Raw genomic sequence first — 16,903 nt, 5'->3', positions numbered from 1 at the left:
CGACCGGCCGGGTTCTAGCGCGCAGGCGATCGGGAGCCGATGGTTGCATCCGCAACCGGTTCGGCCGGGCAGACGGAGGATGTCGGTGGACGCGGCGCAGGCAGTACATGAAAAATTCCTCGCCGCGCTGGCGGGCGGTTCGCTGGCGCGGCGCGGCGATGCGCCCGACCCTGCCGCCGCCGGCCTGGCGCGCGCCGAGGCGACCGATATCTTCCTGTCGCAGCTCACCAGCCGCCAGATGGACCGGCTGTCGCGTACGCTTCAGGCGCGCGGCGAGGGCTTCTATACGATCGGGTCGTCGGGGCACGAGGGCAATGCCGCGGTCGCCGCGGCGCTGCGCGTCACCGACATGGCGTTCCTTCACTATCGCTCGAACGCCTTCCAGCTTCATCGGTCGCGCCAGCGTCCGGGTGGGACGCCGACCTGGGACATGCTGCTGAGCTTCGCGGCCTCGTCCGATGACCCGATTTCGGGCGGGCGGCACAAGGTGATCGGGTCGAAACCGCTGAACATCCCACCGCAGACCTCGACGATCGCCTCGCATCTGCCCAAGGCGGTCGGCGCCGCCTTCTCGATCGGGATCGCGCGGCGGCTGGCGATGACGGACTGCCCGCTGCCCGATGACGCGGTGGTGCTCGCGAGCTTCGGCGACGCCTCGGCGAACCATTCGACCGCGCAGGGCGCGTTCAACACCGCGGGCTGGTCGGCGTTTCAGGGCTCGCCGATGCCGCTGATCTTCCTCTGCGAAGATAATGGCATCGGCATTTCGACGCGCACCCCGACGGGGTGGATCGAGGCGCAGTTCGAGCGCCGCGCGGGGCTGCACTATATAAAATGCGACGGCACCGATCTCGTTTCGGCTTACGCCGGGGCGAAAGAGGCCGCGGATTATGCGCGCCGCACCCGCAAGCCGGCCTTCCTCCACATGGGCACCGTCCGCCTCTATGGCCACGCCGGGTCCGACGTGCAGGGCGCCTATCTGCCCAAATCGTGGATCGAGGCCGACGAAGCGCGCGACCCGCTGCTCGGCGGGGCGGCGCTGATGGCCGAGCAGGGCTGGATGACCCCCGCCGAGATCGCCGACGCTTATGGAGAGATTGGCGCCACGCTGGCGCGGCAGGCCGAAGCGGCGATCCTGCGTCCGAAGATCATGACCCCGGCGCATGTGATGGAAAGCCTGGTCCCGCCGAAGCGCGAACTGGTGCGCGCGAACACGCCGTCGGCCGAGGACCGCAGGGCGATGTTCGGCAGCGATGCCGCGCAGATGGACAAGCCGATGCACATGGCGCGGCTTTTGAGCTGGGCGCTCGCCGACCTGATGCTCGCGCATCGGGAGATCATCGTCGCGGGCGAGGATGTCGGGCCAAAGGGCGGCGTCTATAATGTCACCGCAAAGCTCCACCAGCGCTTCGGGTCGGCGCGCGTCGTCAATACGCTGCTCGACGAACAGGCGATTTTGGGGCTCGCGATCGGCATGGCGCACAATGGCTTCGTGCCGATGCCCGAAATCCAGTTCCTCGCCTATGTCCATAATGCCGAGGACCAGATTCGCGGCGAGGCCGCGACCCTCAGCTTCTTTTCGGACGGGCAATATACCAACCCGATGGTCATCCGCATCGCCGGGCTCGGTTACCAGAAGGGCTTTGGCGGCCATTTCCACAACGACAACAGCCTCGCGGTGTTCCGCGACATTCCGGGGGTGATCCTCGCGGTGCCGTCGAACGGCCGCGACGCCGTGCATATGCTGCGCGAATGCGTGCGGCTGGCGCGCGAGGAGCAGCGCGTCGTCGTCTTCGTCGAACCGATCGCGCTCTACATGACCCGCGACCTCCACGAGGAGGGCGACGGGCTGTGGACCAGTATCTATGAAGCGCCCGGCGACGGCGCGCCGATCGGGCTCGGCGAGGTCGGGCTATATGGCGACGGCACCGACCTGGCGATCGTGACATACGGCAATGGCACATATTTGTCGCGTCAGGCGGAGAAGCTGCTCGCCGTCGACGGGGTGAAAGCACGCGTGATCGACCTGCGCTGGCTCGGCCCGGTGAATGAGGACAAGCTTGTCGCCGCGGTCGGCGAGGCGCAGCGCATCCTGATCGTCGACGAATGCCGCATCACCGGATCGCAGAGCGAAGCGCTGATGGCGCTGTTCGTCGAGCGCACGCCGGACAAGGCACTCGCGCGCCTCGCCGCCGACGACAGCTTCATCCCGCTGGGCAAGGCGGCGACGCTGACCCTGCCGAGCCGCGACAGCATCGTCGCGGCGGCGAAAGCGTTGCTGGCACGATGATGATGTCCCGGCCCGTGCCCCTGCGAAGGCAGGGGCACGGCGATTTTTGCGATAGGGGTTTGTGATGACCGTAGCAAAGAAGACCGCGATCGTCGTCGCGCCCGGCCGCGGCACCTATGGCAAGGGTGAGCTTGGCAGCATCGCGCGGCTGCACGGCGCGCGCTTCGCCGACCGCATCGCGGGTTTCGACGCCCAGCGCCGGACACGCGGTCAGCCGACGGTAAGCGAACTCGACGGCGCCGAGCGTTTCAGCGTCGCGACGCATATGCGCGGCGATGTCGCGGCGCCGTTGATCTACACCGCCACCGCGCTCGACTATCTGTCGATCGATCGCGAACAATATGACGTCGTCGCAGCCCTCGGCAATTCGATGGGCTGGTACAGCGCGCTCGCGCTCGGCGGCGCGGTGTCGATCGAAGACGGCTTCCGCATCAGCAATGCGATGGGGCTCAACAGCCAGACGCATGGTCCCGGCGGGCAGATCTTGCTGCAGATCGTCGACGAGGATTGGCGGCCGGTGCCGGGGCTGCGCGAGACCTTGCTGGCGCTCGTCGCCGCCATCGCCGCGCGGCCCGATCATGCGCTGGCGCTGTCGATCGACCTCGCCGGGATGCTCGTGCTCGCGGGCAATGAGGCGGGTCTCGTCGCGCTGCTCGCCGAAGCACCGCCGACGCCGGGGCGCGATCCGCTGCGGCTCGCCGGGCATGGACCGTTCCACACCCCGCTGATGGTCGGTAGCGCGGACAAGGCAAAGGCCGAATTGCCGCCCGCGCTCTTCGGCCGTCCGGCGATTCCGCTGGTCGATGGGCGCGGCCACATCTGGCGCCGTTTCGCATCCGATCCGCACGCCATCTGGGATTATAGCTTCGGCCACCAGATTCTCGCGCCCTATGATTTCGCGCTGTCGGTGCAGGTGGCGGTCAGGGAATTCGCGCCCGACGTCATCATCTTGCCCGGCCCCGGCGATACGCTGGGCGGCGCGATCGCGCAGGCGTTGATCGGCATCGAATGGCAGGGGATCGCGGGCAAGGGCGATTTCATGGCGCGGCAGGGATCGGACCCGATCCTGCTGTCGATGGGACGCGCCGAACAGCGCGCGCGCGTCACCGGATAGAGGGCGTCACCGGACAATATGGAACCGGCGGAGGTGGAACATCCTCCGCCGGTCCCGCTTGAAATCCCGCGATCAGGTGGGGTTGATCGCGGGCACGAACGGCGACGCCGATGGGGACCAACTCAAAGGCGTCCGTCCGTTCGTTATCCCTTATAGGCGGAGCGGCGCATCGATGGCCGCGCCAAACCGGGCACCCGCTCCGTTATGGAGATGATTGTTCGCCCCCAGCTCGGCGGTGAAGGCGAGGCGGAGCAACTCCGCCACGCTGCCCGCGTCGGTGCGCCGCATGATGTTCGCGCGGTGGACCTCGACCGTGCGCGGGCTGAGGTCGAGCCGCCGCGCGATCGCCTTGTTTCCGAGCCCGGCGGCGATCGCGTCCAATATGTCGCGCTCGCGCGGGGTCAGCGCCGCGAGCCGCGCCTCGGCCTCGCTCCGCCGCGCGAGCGCGCTCCGCCGCACCGCCCAGTCGGCGACCGCGCCATCGATCGTCCGGCGGACGCTGCGCGGGTCGAGCGGCGCGGGGAGCAGGTCGTGTGCGCCGCCGCGCAGGATCGCGCGGCTTTCGTCGATGGTCAGCCGGCTCGCGGCAACGAAGGCGGTGATGTCGCTTCGCCCGCCGATCCGGCCGAGCAGCGCCGCGCCGTCGGCGCCGCCGGGCTGGCGCCAATGAAACAGCAGGATTGCGCAATCGGCGTCGGCGCCCGCCTCGATCCAGGCGTCGCCGCTCGCAAAGCTGCGGACGATCCGTCCCGGCTGGTCGGCGAGGGTGCGAAAACAGGCCGCGCGCTCGACCGCGTCGGGAAGGATCAGGTGGATAGGCGCGTTCTGTTCGCTCACGGTCCCCAGGCTGGCCGCGATCGGGCGCCGCGCCTAGGAGGGTCCGGTCGGCTTCGGCGTCAATCCGAAGCGATCGGCAGGCACAGCGTCACGATCGTGCCGTGCGGATCGGCGCGCGCGATCGCCATGCGCCCGTCGTGCATATGCGCGATCGTCTGGGCCAGCGACAGGCCGAGCCCCGCCCCCGAACCGCCCCGCGCGGGGTCGAGGCGGACGAAGCGCTTGGCCGCCTCGCCGATCCGGTCTTCGGGAATGCCGGGGCCGTCGTCGGCGACCGACAGCATGACCTCGTTTCCGGCGCCGCGCACCGCCGCGAGCGCGATCACCGAACCGCCGCTGGCATATTTGAGCGCATTGTCGATCAGGTTCGACAGCGCGCGGAGCAGCATTTCGCGGTGCGCGACGACATCGAGCGCATCGGGGGCCTCGACACGGATCGCGAAGCCTTCGTCCTCGGCAAGCGGGCCATAGACTTCGGCGAGGTCTTCGAGCAGCGGCGTGAGCGCGAAGCGCGCGAACTGGTCGCGGCCGATCCCCGCTTCGGCGCGGCTGATCTCGAGCGCGGTGTCGAGCAGGCGGTGCAGGCTGTCGGCCTCGTCGATCGCGCTCGCGAGCGCGGCGGTCGCGCTCTCGTCCTCGGTGCGCCCGAGCGCCTGTTCGAGCATCGCTTTCAGCCGCGACACCGGCGAGCGCAAATCATGCGCCATCGAATCGGTGACCATCCGCAACTCGCCGACCAGCGTCTCGATCCGGTCGAGCATCGCGTTGATCGAGATGCCGAGCCGGTCGAAGGCGTCGCCGGTTTCGTCGCGGACGACGCGCGCGTCGAGCTTGCCGCCCGCGATCGCCGCGGCGGCGCGCGCGAAAGCGTCGACGCGGCGCGCCAATATCCACGCCGCCAGTGCCGCGACGATCGCCGCGAGCAGGATTCCCGCCGCGAGCGCATAGAGGAAGGCGGCCTGGCTCGCGCGCGCGAGTTGCGCCTGCGCTTCGAGCACCTCGCCGGTGAGCAGCACGCGGCCTTCGGGAAGCCGCGCCGTGACGATCCCCATCTCCTCGGCGGCCAGCCCGCCCTCGCGGAACAGGCTGATCCGCCGCCAGCGCTCGGCCGCGCCGACGGTCGCGGGCCATTGCGTGAGGTTCCCCGCGATCGTCGTGCCGTCGGGGCCTTTCAGCAGGACGACGAAATTCTGGTCGTCGCGCGCCGCGAGCCGGTCGCGGATCGCGCGGACGAGCCCCGCTTCGCCTTCCTGTCGATATTCCTCGGCGAAATCGTCGCGCGCGACCTCGGCGGCGGTGCGCGCGTCGGCGAGGATCGTCGCTTCGGTAAAGCGGTGGATGATCGTCAGGCCGAGCGCGAGTGCCGCGACCTGGACGAGCAGCAGCGCCAGCGCCAGCCGGACCGTCGTCGATTGGAAGAACCCCCGCCGCATCGGCGTCTAGCCCGTCTTGCCGAGCATATAGCCCGCGCCGCGGATCGTGTGGACGAGCGGCTTGTCGAAGCCGTCGTCGACCTTGCGCCGCAGGCGGCTGACATGGACGTCGACGACATTGGTGCCGGGGTCGAAATGATATTCCCAGACGCCCTCCAGCATCATCGTGCGGGTGACGACCTGCTCCTTGTGACGCAGCAGATATTCGAGCAACCGGAACTCGCGCGGCTGAAGCTCGATGCGCCGACCCGCGCGGGTGACGCGGCGATTGAGCAGGTTCATCTCCAGATCCTCGCAGGCGAGGATCGTTTCGACCTGGGTGCCGCCCGACGGCCTGGCGATCAGCAGCTTCAGCCGCGCGAGCAGTTCGGAAAAGGCGAAGGGCTTGACCAGATAGTCATTGGCGCCCGACGTCAGCCCCTCGACCCGCGCATCGACCGCGCCGAGGTTCGAGAGGATGAGCACCGGGGTCGCGACCTTCGCGGCGCGCAGCGCGGCGAGCACCGCCATCCCGTCCATCCCCGGCAGCATCCGGTCGAGCACGATCGCGTCGTAACTGCCATCGGTCGCGTGGAACAGCCCGTCGCGGCCGTCGGCGGCGTGATCGACGACAAAGCCTTCGCCGGTCAGGCTCTTGACGATGAAATCCGCGGTGGTCGGGTCATCCTCGACGACGAGTATCTTTTGCGACATGCGGTTCCTTCGCGTGGGCGGACGGCAGATGCTTATAACGGCTCTCGCCGGCATGGCGAATATGGAGCAGCGGGCCTTTTCGCGCGTCGCTTCGCATCGCGCGGCCGACCGATGCCACCGATGCGATCGGTCGGCCGTCGATGCGGTCGATCACGTCGCCCGCCGCGATGTCGGCTTTCGCCGCCGGACCATTATCCTGCACGCTGGTGACGACCAGCGCCAGCGGCGCGCGCGGGGTCGCCCGCTCGGCCTCATAGGTCAGGCCGGGAAGCTGGTCGCCGCGATGCCGGTGCGGCGGCTCGATCAGATGCACCGCGAGCGCGATCACCGCCGCCAGCGTCAGCAGCAGCGCGCCGGCGGGGGGCATCGGGCGGGGTGGCACGGGGTTGGACGGCACGGCCTAAACCAGCGCCGCGATCGCCGTCCCCGCCTGTTTCCGGGCGGGGGGGCGGCTGACGATGCGGTGGACGGCCGCCATGCTCCGCGCGAACGCCATGCCGCGCGGGCCGGCGATATAGCGCGGTTCCCAGTGAGTCGCGAATTTCGCCTTATAGCTCCTCAGCCCCCCGAAGCCATAGAGCATCTCGCCGTGCCGGAACAGAAAGGCGGCGCCGCGCGCCCACGCCGGGGCCAGCTTGCGCCCGTCGATCCCGGCGAGCGGCGCGATGCCGAGGGTGAAGCGGCGATAGCCCTGCGCGCGCGCATGTTCCATCAACCGGATGAAGAGGAAATCCATCACGCCATAGGGCAAGGCGGCGACATGGCGCATCAGATCGACCGACATTTCCTCGCGGTTCGGGGTGGCGAGGATATTGGCGAAAGCAATGATCCGCCCCTCCATCCGCACCACCGCGCACGGGAAATGCGCCATATAGGCGGGGTCGAAGCTGCCGAGGCTGAACGCCTTTTCGCGCTGCTGCTTCGCGCGCAGCCAGTCGTCGGACACGGCTTTCAGTTCGGCGATATGCGCGGGCACCGCGATGGCGGGAAGGATCGCGAAGTTTGCGCCGCCCTCGACCGCGCGGCGCTCGGCGTGGCGCAGGGTCTTGGCCTGCGGCCCGGCGAGCGTGAAATCGGCGAGATCGACGCGCGCCTCCTCGCCATATTTGACGATCGAAAGGCCCAGGTCGATCGCGTGCGGCAGGCAGCGCGCGCCGATCTGGTAGAGGAGGAGACGGCCCTGCGCCGCGTCGGCGCGCTCGCGCAATTTCCAGAGCAGGTCGGACCAGCGCGCCTCATTGCCGACGGGATCGCCCATCATGATCCAGTTCGCGCTCTCCACCCGGTACATCAAAAAGGCATCGCCCTCGTCGGCGAGCAGGAAGCGCTTGTCGCCAGTGAAGGCCAGGAAAGCGTCGGTCTGGTCGGCGAGCGCGAGCGCGGAGCCAAGCGCGTCGAAGCCGATCGCCTCGCTCGGCGCGGCGCGCGGCGATGGCGCGAACAGCCGCCAGAGCGCGAGCCCCGCGAGCAGCACCGCGATACCGAACAGCGCACGCAGGAAGCGCGGGGCGTCCCCTCTCAGGCTGAACTGCCACCACAGGCTGCTATCATAGGCGACATGTTTATAGGCGAAAAAGCCCGCGAAAACCGACGCGAGGATCGCGGTCAGCGCCGCCGCGATCCAGCCGGTCGATAGCGGCGCGGCGATCAGCGACGTCTGCCGGTAAAAGGCCGGGCGGCTCCATTGCAGCGCCGCCGCGATCCCGGTGAGGATCAGCGCTTCCTCATAATCGAACCCCTTGGCGAGCGAAAAGAGGATCGCTGCGACCAGCAGCGCGCGGGTCGCCACGAAAGCGCCGTCGAGCCGCCGCAGCAGCCCGGGCGCGAGGAACAGCAGCAGCGTGCCCGACAGGCTGGCGGCGAGGTGCGAAGCCTCGACGAAAGGCAGGGGCAAAAGATGCTTGAGGTCGTGCATCCGCGCGGCGTCGGCGGGGGTCGATCCCGACAGGAGGAGGATCAGCCCGCCGGCAAAGACGAGCGCGGCGAGCAGCGGCGGCGCCAGTTCGCGCAGCAGCGACTGGCCCGCCGCCGCGAGTTCCTTCGCCTGTCCGTGCCACTCCCGGCTCTCGTGCCACGCGAGCAGCAGCGCGGCGAGCAGCAGCGGCAGCAGATAATAGATCACGCGATAGGCGAGCAAAGCCGCAAGAAGCTGCGCCTTGTCGCCGGGGACGGCGGCGATCACCACTGCCTCGAACACCCCGAGCCCGCCGGGAACATGGCTGACCAGCGCCGCGATGATCGCCAGCGCATAGCCGAGGAAAAAGAGCGGCCAGGCCGACGGGTCGGGCGCGGGGAGGAGGATATAGAGCGCCGCGCTCGCCGCGGCGAGGTCGAGCGCGGCGACGAGCGTCATCGCCGCGCTCATCGCGGGGCCGGGGAGCGGCGTGCGCCAGCCGCCGATCTCGATCGCCCGGAGGCCGAAATGACGAAGCAGCGGCGGGACCAGGCACAGGGTGACGGTGACCAGCCCCGCGACATGCAGCCAGGGCAGCGACAGTCCCCAGCCGAGAGCGGGCGACAACTGCGTGCTCGTCGCGGCGGCGACGCCCGCGAGCAGGATCACCCCGTTCCAGAAGGCGAAGCTGGCGAGCGCGATGACGCTGCCGATCTCGCCGCCGCCGAGCCCCGCGGCGCGATAGACGCGGTAGCGCGCCGACCCGCCGGTGAGCAGCGCGAGCCCCAGATTGTGGCTGAGCGCATAGCTGGTGAAGGACGCGAGCGCGGCGGTGCGCCACGGCAGTCGCTTGCCGAGCACGCGCAGCGCGAAGCCGTCGTAGAGCGTGAGGAGCAGATAGCTTGCGGCGGTCAGCGCCAGCGCGCCAAGGATTTTCGCCGCCGACAGCGCGTCGAAGGCCTGGCGTATCGCGCGCGGGCGCACCGAATGGAGCAAAGTGAACAGCGCCGAAAAGCCGAGCATGGCGACCGCGAGCGCCGCGAGGATCGGCAGCAGCCGTCGGTGGGCGCGGCCCCACGCCATCGCGCCCGCGATGCTCGCCGCCGCGCTCATTGCCGGGTCCAGTCCTGCCGCTTGCAGAGCAGCCCGCCGAGGATGCAGCCCGAAATGCGCAGGCCGTTCGGCCCCTTCTGCTCGATCGTCGAATAAAAGCGGCGCCCCTGGTCGGGGACATAGACCTGCCCGGTCCAGCGCCCGCTGCCGGTGCGGCGATAGCCGCTGAGCAATTCGGTGCCGATCAGTGCGGTGACGCCGGCATCGCGTGCGTCGGCCATCGCCTGGGGGCTCGCCCAGACGATATTGCCGCAGAGCAGCTCGCCGCAGGGCCGGGTGCGGACGCGGATCGTCCCTTTCGGATTCTGCCAGATGCCGATCGGCGACGCCGCCGGTTGCGGCGGCGTCAGCCCGGACGATACCGCGAGCAGCAACGCCAGCGCCATTCCCTTCATTTCCGCCTCCTCGTCATCGGGCCTCTCCGATCGCGTGCAGGATCGCCGCCGCGAGCGCCGCGTCGTCGTCCTCCAGCCTATGGCCGCCGGGCAGCGCGATCCGGCGGACGTTCGGCATCGCCAGCTCGGGGCACAGGCTGCCGCGCTCCTCGGCGCCGCGGATGCAGGTGACCGGCGCCCAGGTCAGCCGCGACGCGGTGGGCCAGGCGAGCGCGTCGGGGGTCTCCCATCCCGCCAGTTCGACCGGCGAGGCGCGAAAGACGATGTCGTGGCCGGGCACGACAAGGATGACCGCGCGGATCGGGCGTCGCGCGGCGTCCGAAAACTCGGCGAGCCCGGCGTGGAGCATGTCGGCGCCGAAGGATTGGCCGATCAGCACGACATGATCGGTCCGGCCGAGTGTCATCGCGCGGCGCATCGCCCCCGCGACCAGCGCCGCCGCTTCGGCCGCGGTGCGGCGCGGCGAGAAATAGGACAGGCTGTTGACGGTGACGATCGCATAGCCGCGCGCGTGCAGCCGCGCCGCGACCTTCGGCGTCATGCCGATGCGGTCGCCCATGTCCCCCGACAGCATGACGATCGCGGGGCGCTCCGGTCCGGCCGCTTTCGCGGGCCGGTCGTGGAAGATGCCATGGGCGTACCAGCCGGCATGGGCATAAGTGCCGATCGCTCCGATCAGCACGATCAGCAGCACGAGCCCGATCGCCCGGACCCATGCCCTGGTCGCGGATGTCCTGGTCGCGGATGCCCGAAGCGCGGTTTGCCGCTCGCTGGTCGTGCCGTTCGCCATGCGCCGCTTTTAGGCGCCGGGGCCGCTCCGCAAGCTGACGCGCGGATTACGATATTGTCATGTGCTGGTCATGCCGCGGACGCGCGGCGGCGTGTAACAACGGGACGTCCGGGTTTGATTGCGTTCCCGGACGACCCTGACCGCAGGTGGGCGAGGGTTTCACCCGGCACCCGCTAGCCCGCGCCCGCCTGCACCCGGCCAGCCCTCGCCCCTGGGGGCTGGCCGTTTTTTGTGGGCCATAAAGGCGAGTGGCGTTGGCGCGGTCGCTATGCTTTACTCGGGGTCCCTGTATCGGACGGAGCCCGCGCCATGGCCGAGGATAAACCCCGCTATAAACATTATACCAGCCCCGCCGGCGGCTGGGGCGCGGCGGCGGCGACGGCGAAGGTGCTGCTCGAACAGAGCGTCGTCACCAAGGGGTCGCGCGCGCTTTTGTCGATGAACCAGCCCGGCGGCTTCAAATGCCCAAGCTGCGCCTTTCCCGACGCTGTCTGCACCAAGAAGCTCGAATTCTGCGAAAATGGCGCCAAGGCGCTCGCGCATGAAGCGACCAAATTTCGCGTCACCCGCGATTTCTTCGCGGCGCACAGCGTGACCGATCTGATGGCGCAATCGGATTACTGGCTCGAAAGGCAGGGGCGGCTCACCGAACCGATGCGCTATGACGCGGCGAGCGACCATTATGTGCCGGTGAGCTGGGACGACGCCTTTGCGCTGATCGGTCGGCATCTTCGCGGCCTCGACAGTCCGCACCACGCCGAATTCTATACCTCGGGCCGCACCCCGAACGAAGCGGCCTTCCTCTATTCGATCTTCGTGCGCGAATTTGGCACCAACAATTTTCCCGATTGCTCGAACATGTGCCACGAACCTACGAGCCGCGGCCTGCCGCCCGCGATCGGGGTCGGCAAGGGCACGGTGGTGCTCGAGGATTTCGACCATGCCGAGGCGATCTTCGTCATCGGGCAGAACCCCGGCACCAACGCCCCGCGCATGATGACGCAGCTCGTCGAAGCGCGAAAGCGCGGGGTGCCGATCGTCGCGGTCAACCCGATGCCCGAACGCGCGCTGATCCGCTTCACCGAGCCGCAGGATGTCGTCCAGATGGCGACCTTCGGCTCGACCCCGATCGCCAGCGAATTCGTCCATATCCGCATCGGCGGCGACCTCGCTTTCCTGAAGGGGATGATGAAGGCGCTGTTCGAACGCGAGACGGCGGGCGAGGCGATCCTCGACCATGATTTCATCGCCGAGCATACCGAGGGCTTCGCGGCGCTCGAGGCCGACATATGCGCGCAGGACTGGGGCGCGATGGTCGCGGCCTCGGGCATATCGGAGGAGCAGATCCGCCGCTGCGCCGACATCTATATCCGCTCGAAGGCGACGATCATCTGCTATGGCATGGGGGTGACGCAGCATCAGCTCGGGTCGCGCCTCGTCCAGCAGATCGCGAACATATTGCTGCTCAAGGGCAATTTCGGTCGGCCGGGCGCGGGCATCTCACCGATCCGCGGTCATTCGAACGTCCAGGGCGACCGCACCGTCGGGATCGACGAGAAACCGACCGCCGCCTATCTCGACCGCGTCCGCGACGTGTTCGGCTTCGATCCGCCGCGCGAGCATGGCCATCACACCGTCGAGTCGGTCGAGGCGATGGAGAGGGGCACCGCGCGCGTCTTCATCGGGCTCGGCGGCAATTTCGTGCGTGCGATCCCCGATACCGACCGCGCCTATGACGCGATGCGCAAACTCGACCTGACCGTCGGCATCGCGACCAAGCTCAACCGCGGGCATCTGGTGCACGGCAGGGACGCGCTGATCCTGCCCGTCGTCGCGCGGTCCGAACGGATCGAGACCGCGGCGGGCGAACAGTTCGTCACGATCGAGGATTCGATGTCGAACGTCACCGCCTCGCGCGGCGTCCTCGACCCCGCGAGCCCCGACTGCAAGCCCGAGGTCGAGATCGTCTGCCGCATGGCGATGGCGGCGCTGCCGAGCAGCCGCACCGGCTGGGCGCGCTACATCGACGATTATGGCGCGATCCGCGACAAGATCGCCGAGGTCTATCCCGCGCTGTATGAGGGGTTCGCCGAACGGATCACGGCGCCGCTGGGCTTCCACCTCGACGTCGCGCCGCGGCGGCTGGTATGGCTGACCCCGAACGGCAAAGCGAATTTCCTCGTCCTGCCGGGCCTTGCGATCAACGCGCCGGTCGACGATCCCGATATGCTGCGGCTCGCGACGGTGCGCTCGCACGACCAGTTCAACACGACGATCTACAGCTATAATGATCGCTATCGCGGCGTGTACAACGATCGGATGATCCTGTTCGTCAATGCCGAGGACCGCGCGGCGCGCGGGCTGGAGGCAGGGGCGAAGGTCGCGCTCGAAACGATCGCCGCCGACGGGATCGACCGCCGCGTCGACGGGCTGACGCTGATCGACTATCCGATGCCGCGCGGTGCGGTTGCGGGCTATTATCCCGAACTCAACCCATTGCTTCCGCTCGAACTTTACGACCGGATCAGCGGCTGTCCCGCCGCCAAGTCGATTCCGGTGCGGATCGTCGCCGGGCAAGGGAGCGGCGCGCCGCGATGACTCGCCGACCTTTCGCGCCGGGTCGGCATTTCGCGCCGCCGCGCTTCCTTCTCTTTGTAGGCGTGCTGCTTTTCGGCGGCGGCGGCGCGGCAATGCTCGGTGTCGAACCGCGGACCGGGCTGCTCGGCGGCTTCGATGTCGCCGCGCTCGTCTTTCTCGCCGCCGAAGTGCCGCTGCTGCGATTGAGCACGGCGCAGATGCGGCGCCGGTCGGAGGAGAATGACGCGAACCGCGCGGGGCTGCTGGCCATTTCGGTGTTGCTGTCGCTGGTGATCCTGTTCGCGGTCGGGACGCTGATCGCCAGCCCTGATCCGCTCGACCGCGCCGATATCGCGCTGATCGTCGCCACACTGGCCCTCGCCTGGCTCTTCGCGAACACCGTCTTCACGCTTCACTATGCGCATCTCTATTATCGGCAGGCTGATGGCCGCGACCGCGGCGGGCTCGAGGTGCCGGGGGTCGGCGAGCCCGATTATTGGGATTTCCTCTATTTCAGCTTCACGCTCGGCATGACCTTCCAGACATCGGACGTCACCATCGCGGGCGCGCATATGCGGCGTGTCGTGCTCGGCCATTGCATGGCGGCGTTCGTCTTCAACATGGGGATTTTGGCGTTTACGGTGAACGCGATCGGGGGATCGTAGCGGAACTGAACCCATGCCGCATTCATTGGTCTGGAGCGGCGTGCTGCCTTTCAAAATCGTCATGCTGAACTCGTTTCAGCATCCACGGACTGCGTTCGCGTTCGACGCTGCGTCGGAGGCAAGGGCAGGGTGACGAGAAATGGGAGATCGTCTCTCCGGCGTCTCCCGCCGCCCGGAATGCGTCCGCGCAGCCTGGAGGTCCGGGCCTAAGCCATGTCGCCGCTGATCAGCAGCGCCGAATCGCTCCGCGCCAGCGCGACAAGGGTGAGGCCAGCGGCGGCGGCGCGGTCGGCGGCGAGGCTGGTCGGCGCCGAAATGGTGACGAGCAGCGGACAGCCCGCGCGCACCGTCTTTTCGACCAGTTCATAGCTGCACCGCGCCGACAGCAGGATGAAGCCGTCGGCGGGGTCGATCGCGGCCCACGCCAGCGCCCCGATCAGCTTGTCGAGGGCATTGTGGCGCCCGACATCCTCGCGCACGCACAGGATTTCTCCGGTCGGCGCGCAAAAGGCGGCGGCGTGGACGGCGCCCGTCGCGCGGCCGAGCGGCTGGTGCGCCGTCAGCGCGGCGAGCGCCGCGGCGATCGCGGCGCGGTCGACCGCCAGCCGTGCGGTCAGGGGGGGCAGCGGGCGCAGCACTTCCTCGATATTCTCGATCCCGCACAGACCGCAGCTGCTTTCGCCGACCCGCCGCCGCACCCGTTCGAGCGCCAGCGCGGCGCGCTCGGCCACCAGCCAGAGCCGGAGCGCCCATCCGCCCTCGATCGGATGCGCATCGACGCGGTTCAATTGCGCGGGCGTGTCGACCAGCCCCTCGGCCAACGCAAAGCCGAGCGCATAATCGCGCAGGTCGGTGGGGGTCGCCATCATCACGGCATAGCCGATGCCGCCGACCTCGACCGACACCGGCGCTTCGACCGCGACGGTGCGGACCAGGTCGCCGTCGCCGGGCGCGCCGAGGCCGAGGCGCCGGACCGTCCGGTCCGTCGTCGCGGCGCCGCAGGTGGCGGCCGCGATCTCGTCCGGGGTGTCCTGGTCGGGGGTGCCCCGGTCGGCGGAGTGAGTGTCGATCGTCATTGCCGCCAGCCTATCCTGCGCCCGACAATCTTGTCCACCGGCCCGCCATCGCGCGGAGGAAAGAGGGCGCGCGGGCGCCATGTCGCGAAACAATCGGGTAACAAGATACGCCAATCGCTTGACCACGTAACTTGATTTCGACTCCTGATGCTCTATGCCCTCACGCGTGCAGGGTGACCCAGACAATTACATCAGTCTCCTTTCGGCCGCGCAAATTGAAACGTTGCGGCATGTTTTCGAGCACAAAAATTCCAAGGAAATCGCTCGCATTATGGATGTGTCTCCACACACGGTTGATGAACGTGTTCGCCGGGCGTTAAAAAAACTTAATGTTTCTAACAGAATAGAAGCTGCGACCGTCCTGGCTCGTAACGGTGTATTCAACCAGGTTACTCCATATCAGCCTTTGACATATCAATTGATCGACCTAGGCGAGGCCGCTCCCGCCGATGAAGCCGGTGGGGGGCAAGGTTCGATCCGGCGGTTTTTCGACATCGGTTCGCCATTTCCTACCGCGTCCCAGCCGGCCAACCGGCACGGATTGATGGAAAGGATCATCTGGCCGATCCTGATCGCTCTTGCGACCATATTGGCTTTTTCCGCTCTCTATTCGATCCTTGTCGGTCTTGGTCGTGTTTTGACCTGAATGCTGAGGGGGGGAACCGTCGGCATTCGCTTTCAAGGACCAGGAAACATGCTGAACGAACGACTTTCCGCAGCGAGGAAGATCGCCTCCGGACTCCATCAGGCCGAAGATGCCATCGACGAAACCATGATCCGCATCGCCCACCTCGCTGCGGCGCTTCCCGCCGCGCGCCGCGACACCAACATGTCGGCGATCGTCGGCCAGGAAGCGGTGGCGAAGGTCGCGAACGCGCTGGCGGCCGCCGGCGAAGTCCGCCAGCTGCTCACCGATGCCCATATCGCGCTGACCGCGACGCAGAAGCAGGTCGGCCTCGGCGCCCGCATGTTCGGCGCCGGCGTCAAGCCGCCCGCAAGCGCGTCGCTGGTCGACGATGACGGGCTCGGCGCCGAAGTCGCCCGCCTGCCGCTCGCCCGCGCGTCGTAACCGCGGATTGGACGATCCGGATGTGGACCGTGGCGAGCTATTATGCGGTATTGTTGCTCACGGTGGCGGTCGCGATGTGGCGCGGCGGCCCCCTGGAACGCTGGGCGGCCTGTACCGCGCTGCTTGCCTCGGTCTGCACCACGGTCCTGGCACCCCAACCGAATTGGTCGCATATTGAATATAATATCTTCGTGATCGATATCGTCGCCTTGGCGAGCTTTTGGTTTATTGCCCTGAAAACAAATCGTTTCTGGCCTTACTGGATCACCGGTTGGCAGTTGATCGCGATTTTCGGGCATGTCCAGAAGATGATGTTTTCGGAGATATTGGCGCGCCCCTATGCGCTGCTTTCAATGTATATTTCCTACCCGATCCTTTTCTTGATCCTATACGCATCGGGTTCGACCAAACGGCGGGGGAATGCCGCGGCCTGAAGATAAACGGCAGCCGGGGGGCGCCAACGCATGCAACCATTCGCGAATCCTGAAATCGCCGAAATCCGGTCGCGTATCGACCAGATTCACGACATGCTGGCGAAAAGCGCCGGCGACGGTCAGCCAAAATCCGATCCGGCCTTCGGCATCGGCGAAGCCGAGCCGCGGCTCGTCGACCAGCTGTCGCTCAGCATCCAGCTACGGCGGATACGCAAGAGCCATTTCGGCACCGCGCAGATGTCGGGCGCCATCTGGGACATGATGCTCGACCTGATGCTGGCAAACGCCAACGGCCGGAGCCTGAGCGCGAGCGATCTGGCGACCGGCGCCGGGGTGCCGCTGTCGTCGGGCCTGCGCATGATCGCGGCGATCGAGGCGGCGGGGCTCGCCAAGCGGTCGATCGACGAGCGCGACCGGCGCCGCTCGATCGTTCGGCTTACCGAAGCGGGTGCCGACAAGATGGCGAGCTATTTCGAGAAATTCCATGCGGCGGTGCGCGGCGGATACAGCCGCGCCGCGTGAG

16 protein-coding genes are annotated in these 16,903 nt (G+C 67.9%); 8 read left to right on the top strand and 8 right to left on the bottom strand.

Features of this window, described 5'->3' with window-relative positions; all coding sequences use genetic code 11:
- Positions 1-79 precede the first annotated feature (79 nt).
- On the top strand, positions 80-2,290 hold the full coding sequence (locus tag CVO77_RS10295) for a dehydrogenase E1 component subunit alpha/beta (RefSeq protein ID WP_242445887.1): 2,211 nt from the start codon (positions 80-82) through the stop codon (positions 2,288-2,290).
- 64 nt (positions 2,291-2,354) lie between these two features.
- Positions 2,355-3,404, top strand: a complete 1,050-nt coding sequence (locus CVO77_RS10290) for an acyl carrier protein (RefSeq protein WP_105998968.1) — start codon at positions 2,355-2,357, stop codon at positions 3,402-3,404.
- A gap of 150 nt (positions 3,405-3,554) precedes the next feature.
- Here the strand turns inward: CVO77_RS10290 and CVO77_RS10285 are convergent, their stop codons facing one another.
- From CVO77_RS10285 to CVO77_RS10255, 7 genes are read right to left on the bottom strand one after another with little or no spacing between them, the layout of a single operon-like run.
- The gene (locus tag CVO77_RS10285) at positions 3,555-4,241 is read right to left on the bottom strand and encodes a response regulator transcription factor (protein WP_105998967.1); all 687 of its coding nucleotides are present in this window, start codon (positions 4,239-4,241) and stop codon (positions 3,555-3,557) included.
- Positions 4,242-4,300: 59 nt separating this feature from the next.
- A complete protein-coding gene (locus CVO77_RS10280; RefSeq protein ID WP_105998966.1) occupies positions 4,301-5,674 on the bottom strand; it encodes a sensor histidine kinase in 1,374 nt (457 codons plus the stop codon).
- Positions 5,675-5,680: 6 nt separating this feature from the next.
- Positions 5,681-6,367: a winged helix-turn-helix domain-containing protein gene (locus CVO77_RS10275; RefSeq protein ID WP_105998965.1), complete on the bottom strand. Its 687-nt coding sequence runs from the start codon at positions 6,365-6,367 to the stop codon at positions 5,681-5,683.
- Entirely contained in the window at positions 6,336-6,734 is a 399-nt protein-coding gene (locus CVO77_RS10270) for a PDZ domain-containing protein (RefSeq protein ID WP_106000772.1), read from the bottom strand. The genes CVO77_RS10275 and CVO77_RS10270 overlap by 32 nt, the downstream gene beginning before the upstream one ends.
- 33 nt (positions 6,735-6,767) lie before the next feature.
- A complete protein-coding gene (mprF, locus tag CVO77_RS10265; protein ID WP_105998964.1) occupies positions 6,768-9,374 on the bottom strand; it encodes a bifunctional lysylphosphatidylglycerol flippase/synthetase MprF in 2,607 nt (868 codons plus the stop codon).
- Positions 9,371-9,769 (bottom strand): DUF2147 domain-containing protein, encoded by a 399-nt coding sequence (locus CVO77_RS10260; RefSeq protein WP_105998963.1) that lies wholly within the window; start codon positions 9,767-9,769, stop codon positions 9,371-9,373. Before CVO77_RS10260 ends, mprF begins: the two co-directional genes overlap by 4 nt.
- A 13-nt stretch (positions 9,770-9,782) precedes the next feature.
- Complete coding sequence (locus tag CVO77_RS10255; protein WP_105998962.1) at positions 9,783-10,559, bottom strand: AcvB/VirJ family lysyl-phosphatidylglycerol hydrolase; 777 nt, start codon at positions 10,557-10,559, stop codon at positions 9,783-9,785.
- 309 nt (positions 10,560-10,868) lie between these two features.
- Here CVO77_RS10255 and CVO77_RS10250 point away from each other — a divergent pair, with 309 nt between their 5' ends.
- Together CVO77_RS10250 and CVO77_RS10245 are read left to right on the top strand one after the other, a co-directional pair.
- Positions 10,869-13,157, top strand: coding sequence for an FdhF/YdeP family oxidoreductase (locus CVO77_RS10250; RefSeq protein WP_105998961.1), 2,289 nt, complete (start codon positions 10,869-10,871; stop codon positions 13,155-13,157).
- Positions 13,154-13,801: a DUF1345 domain-containing protein gene (locus CVO77_RS10245; RefSeq protein ID WP_105998960.1), complete on the top strand. Its 648-nt coding sequence runs from the start codon at positions 13,154-13,156 to the stop codon at positions 13,799-13,801. The genes CVO77_RS10250 and CVO77_RS10245 overlap by 4 nt, the downstream gene beginning before the upstream one ends.
- Positions 13,802-14,007: 206 nt before the next feature.
- Here the strand turns inward: CVO77_RS10245 and fdhD are convergent, their stop codons facing one another.
- Positions 14,008-14,871, bottom strand: a complete 864-nt coding sequence (fdhD, locus tag CVO77_RS10240; protein WP_420822545.1) for a formate dehydrogenase accessory sulfurtransferase FdhD — start codon at positions 14,869-14,871, stop codon at positions 14,008-14,010.
- 172 nt (positions 14,872-15,043) lie between these two features.
- On the opposite strand from fdhD, the gene CVO77_RS10235 reads away from it, so the two are divergent.
- Genes CVO77_RS10235 through CVO77_RS10220 form a run of 4 tightly spaced genes read left to right on the top strand, consistent with a single transcriptional unit; the run spans position 15,044 to position 16,902 of the window.
- Entirely contained in the window at positions 15,044-15,523 is a 480-nt protein-coding gene (locus CVO77_RS10235) for a response regulator transcription factor (RefSeq protein WP_242445886.1), read from the top strand.
- Between the two features lie 48 nt (positions 15,524-15,571).
- Positions 15,572-15,946, top strand: coding sequence for a hypothetical protein (locus CVO77_RS10230; protein WP_105998957.1), 375 nt, complete (start codon positions 15,572-15,574; stop codon positions 15,944-15,946).
- Positions 15,947-15,966: 20 nt separating this feature from the next.
- Positions 15,967-16,380 (top strand): hypothetical protein, encoded by a 414-nt coding sequence (locus tag CVO77_RS10225; RefSeq protein WP_105998956.1) that lies wholly within the window; start codon positions 15,967-15,969, stop codon positions 16,378-16,380.
- Between the two features lie 30 nt (positions 16,381-16,410).
- Positions 16,411-16,902 (top strand): MarR family winged helix-turn-helix transcriptional regulator, encoded by a 492-nt coding sequence (locus CVO77_RS10220; RefSeq protein ID WP_105998955.1) that lies wholly within the window; start codon positions 16,411-16,413, stop codon positions 16,900-16,902.
- Position 16,903: the final 1 nt, after the last annotated feature.

The sequence above is a fragment of the Sphingopyxis lindanitolerans genome, assembly GCF_002993885.1.
Classification (GTDB): Bacteria; Pseudomonadota; Alphaproteobacteria; order Sphingomonadales; family Sphingomonadaceae; genus Sphingopyxis; species Sphingopyxis lindanitolerans.
Note: the sequence above shows the minus strand (reverse complement) of the source record. Positions and strands in the feature narration are given on the sequence as shown.

Excerpts from the sequence above, each read along its gene's own strand:
- CVO77_RS10230 (WP_105998957.1), top strand. The coding sequence starts at position 15,572 with ATGCTGAACGAACGACTTTCCGCAGCGAGGAAGATCGCCTCCGGACTC.
- CVO77_RS10295 (WP_242445887.1), top strand. The coding sequence starts at position 80 with ATGTCGGTGGACGCGGCGCAGGCAGTACATGAAAAATTCCTCGCCGCG.
- mprF (WP_105998964.1), bottom strand. The coding sequence starts at position 9,374 with ATGAGCGCGGCGGCGAGCATCGCGGGCGCGATGGCGTGGGGCCGCGCC.
- CVO77_RS10255 (WP_105998962.1), bottom strand. The coding sequence starts at position 10,559 with ATGGCGAACGGCACGACCAGCGAGCGGCAAACCGCGCTTCGGGCATCC.
- CVO77_RS10250 (WP_105998961.1), top strand. The coding sequence starts at position 10,869 with ATGGCCGAGGATAAACCCCGCTATAAACATTATACCAGCCCCGCCGGC.
- CVO77_RS10280 (WP_105998966.1), bottom strand. The coding sequence starts at position 5,674 with ATGCGGCGGGGGTTCTTCCAATCGACGACGGTCCGGCTGGCGCTGGCG.
- CVO77_RS10220 (WP_105998955.1), top strand. The coding sequence starts at position 16,411 with ATGCAACCATTCGCGAATCCTGAAATCGCCGAAATCCGGTCGCGTATC.
- CVO77_RS10225 (WP_105998956.1), top strand. The coding sequence starts at position 15,967 with ATGTGGACCGTGGCGAGCTATTATGCGGTATTGTTGCTCACGGTGGCG.
- CVO77_RS10260 (WP_105998963.1), bottom strand. The coding sequence starts at position 9,769 with ATGAAGGGAATGGCGCTGGCGTTGCTGCTCGCGGTATCGTCCGGGCTG.
- CVO77_RS10245 (WP_105998960.1), top strand. The coding sequence starts at position 13,154 with ATGACTCGCCGACCTTTCGCGCCGGGTCGGCATTTCGCGCCGCCGCGC.
- CVO77_RS10275 (WP_105998965.1), bottom strand. The coding sequence starts at position 6,367 with ATGTCGCAAAAGATACTCGTCGTCGAGGATGACCCGACCACCGCGGAT.
- CVO77_RS10290 (WP_105998968.1), top strand. The coding sequence starts at position 2,355 with ATGACCGTAGCAAAGAAGACCGCGATCGTCGTCGCGCCCGGCCGCGGC.
- CVO77_RS10270 (WP_106000772.1), bottom strand. The coding sequence starts at position 6,734 with ATGCCCCCCGCCGGCGCGCTGCTGCTGACGCTGGCGGCGGTGATCGCG.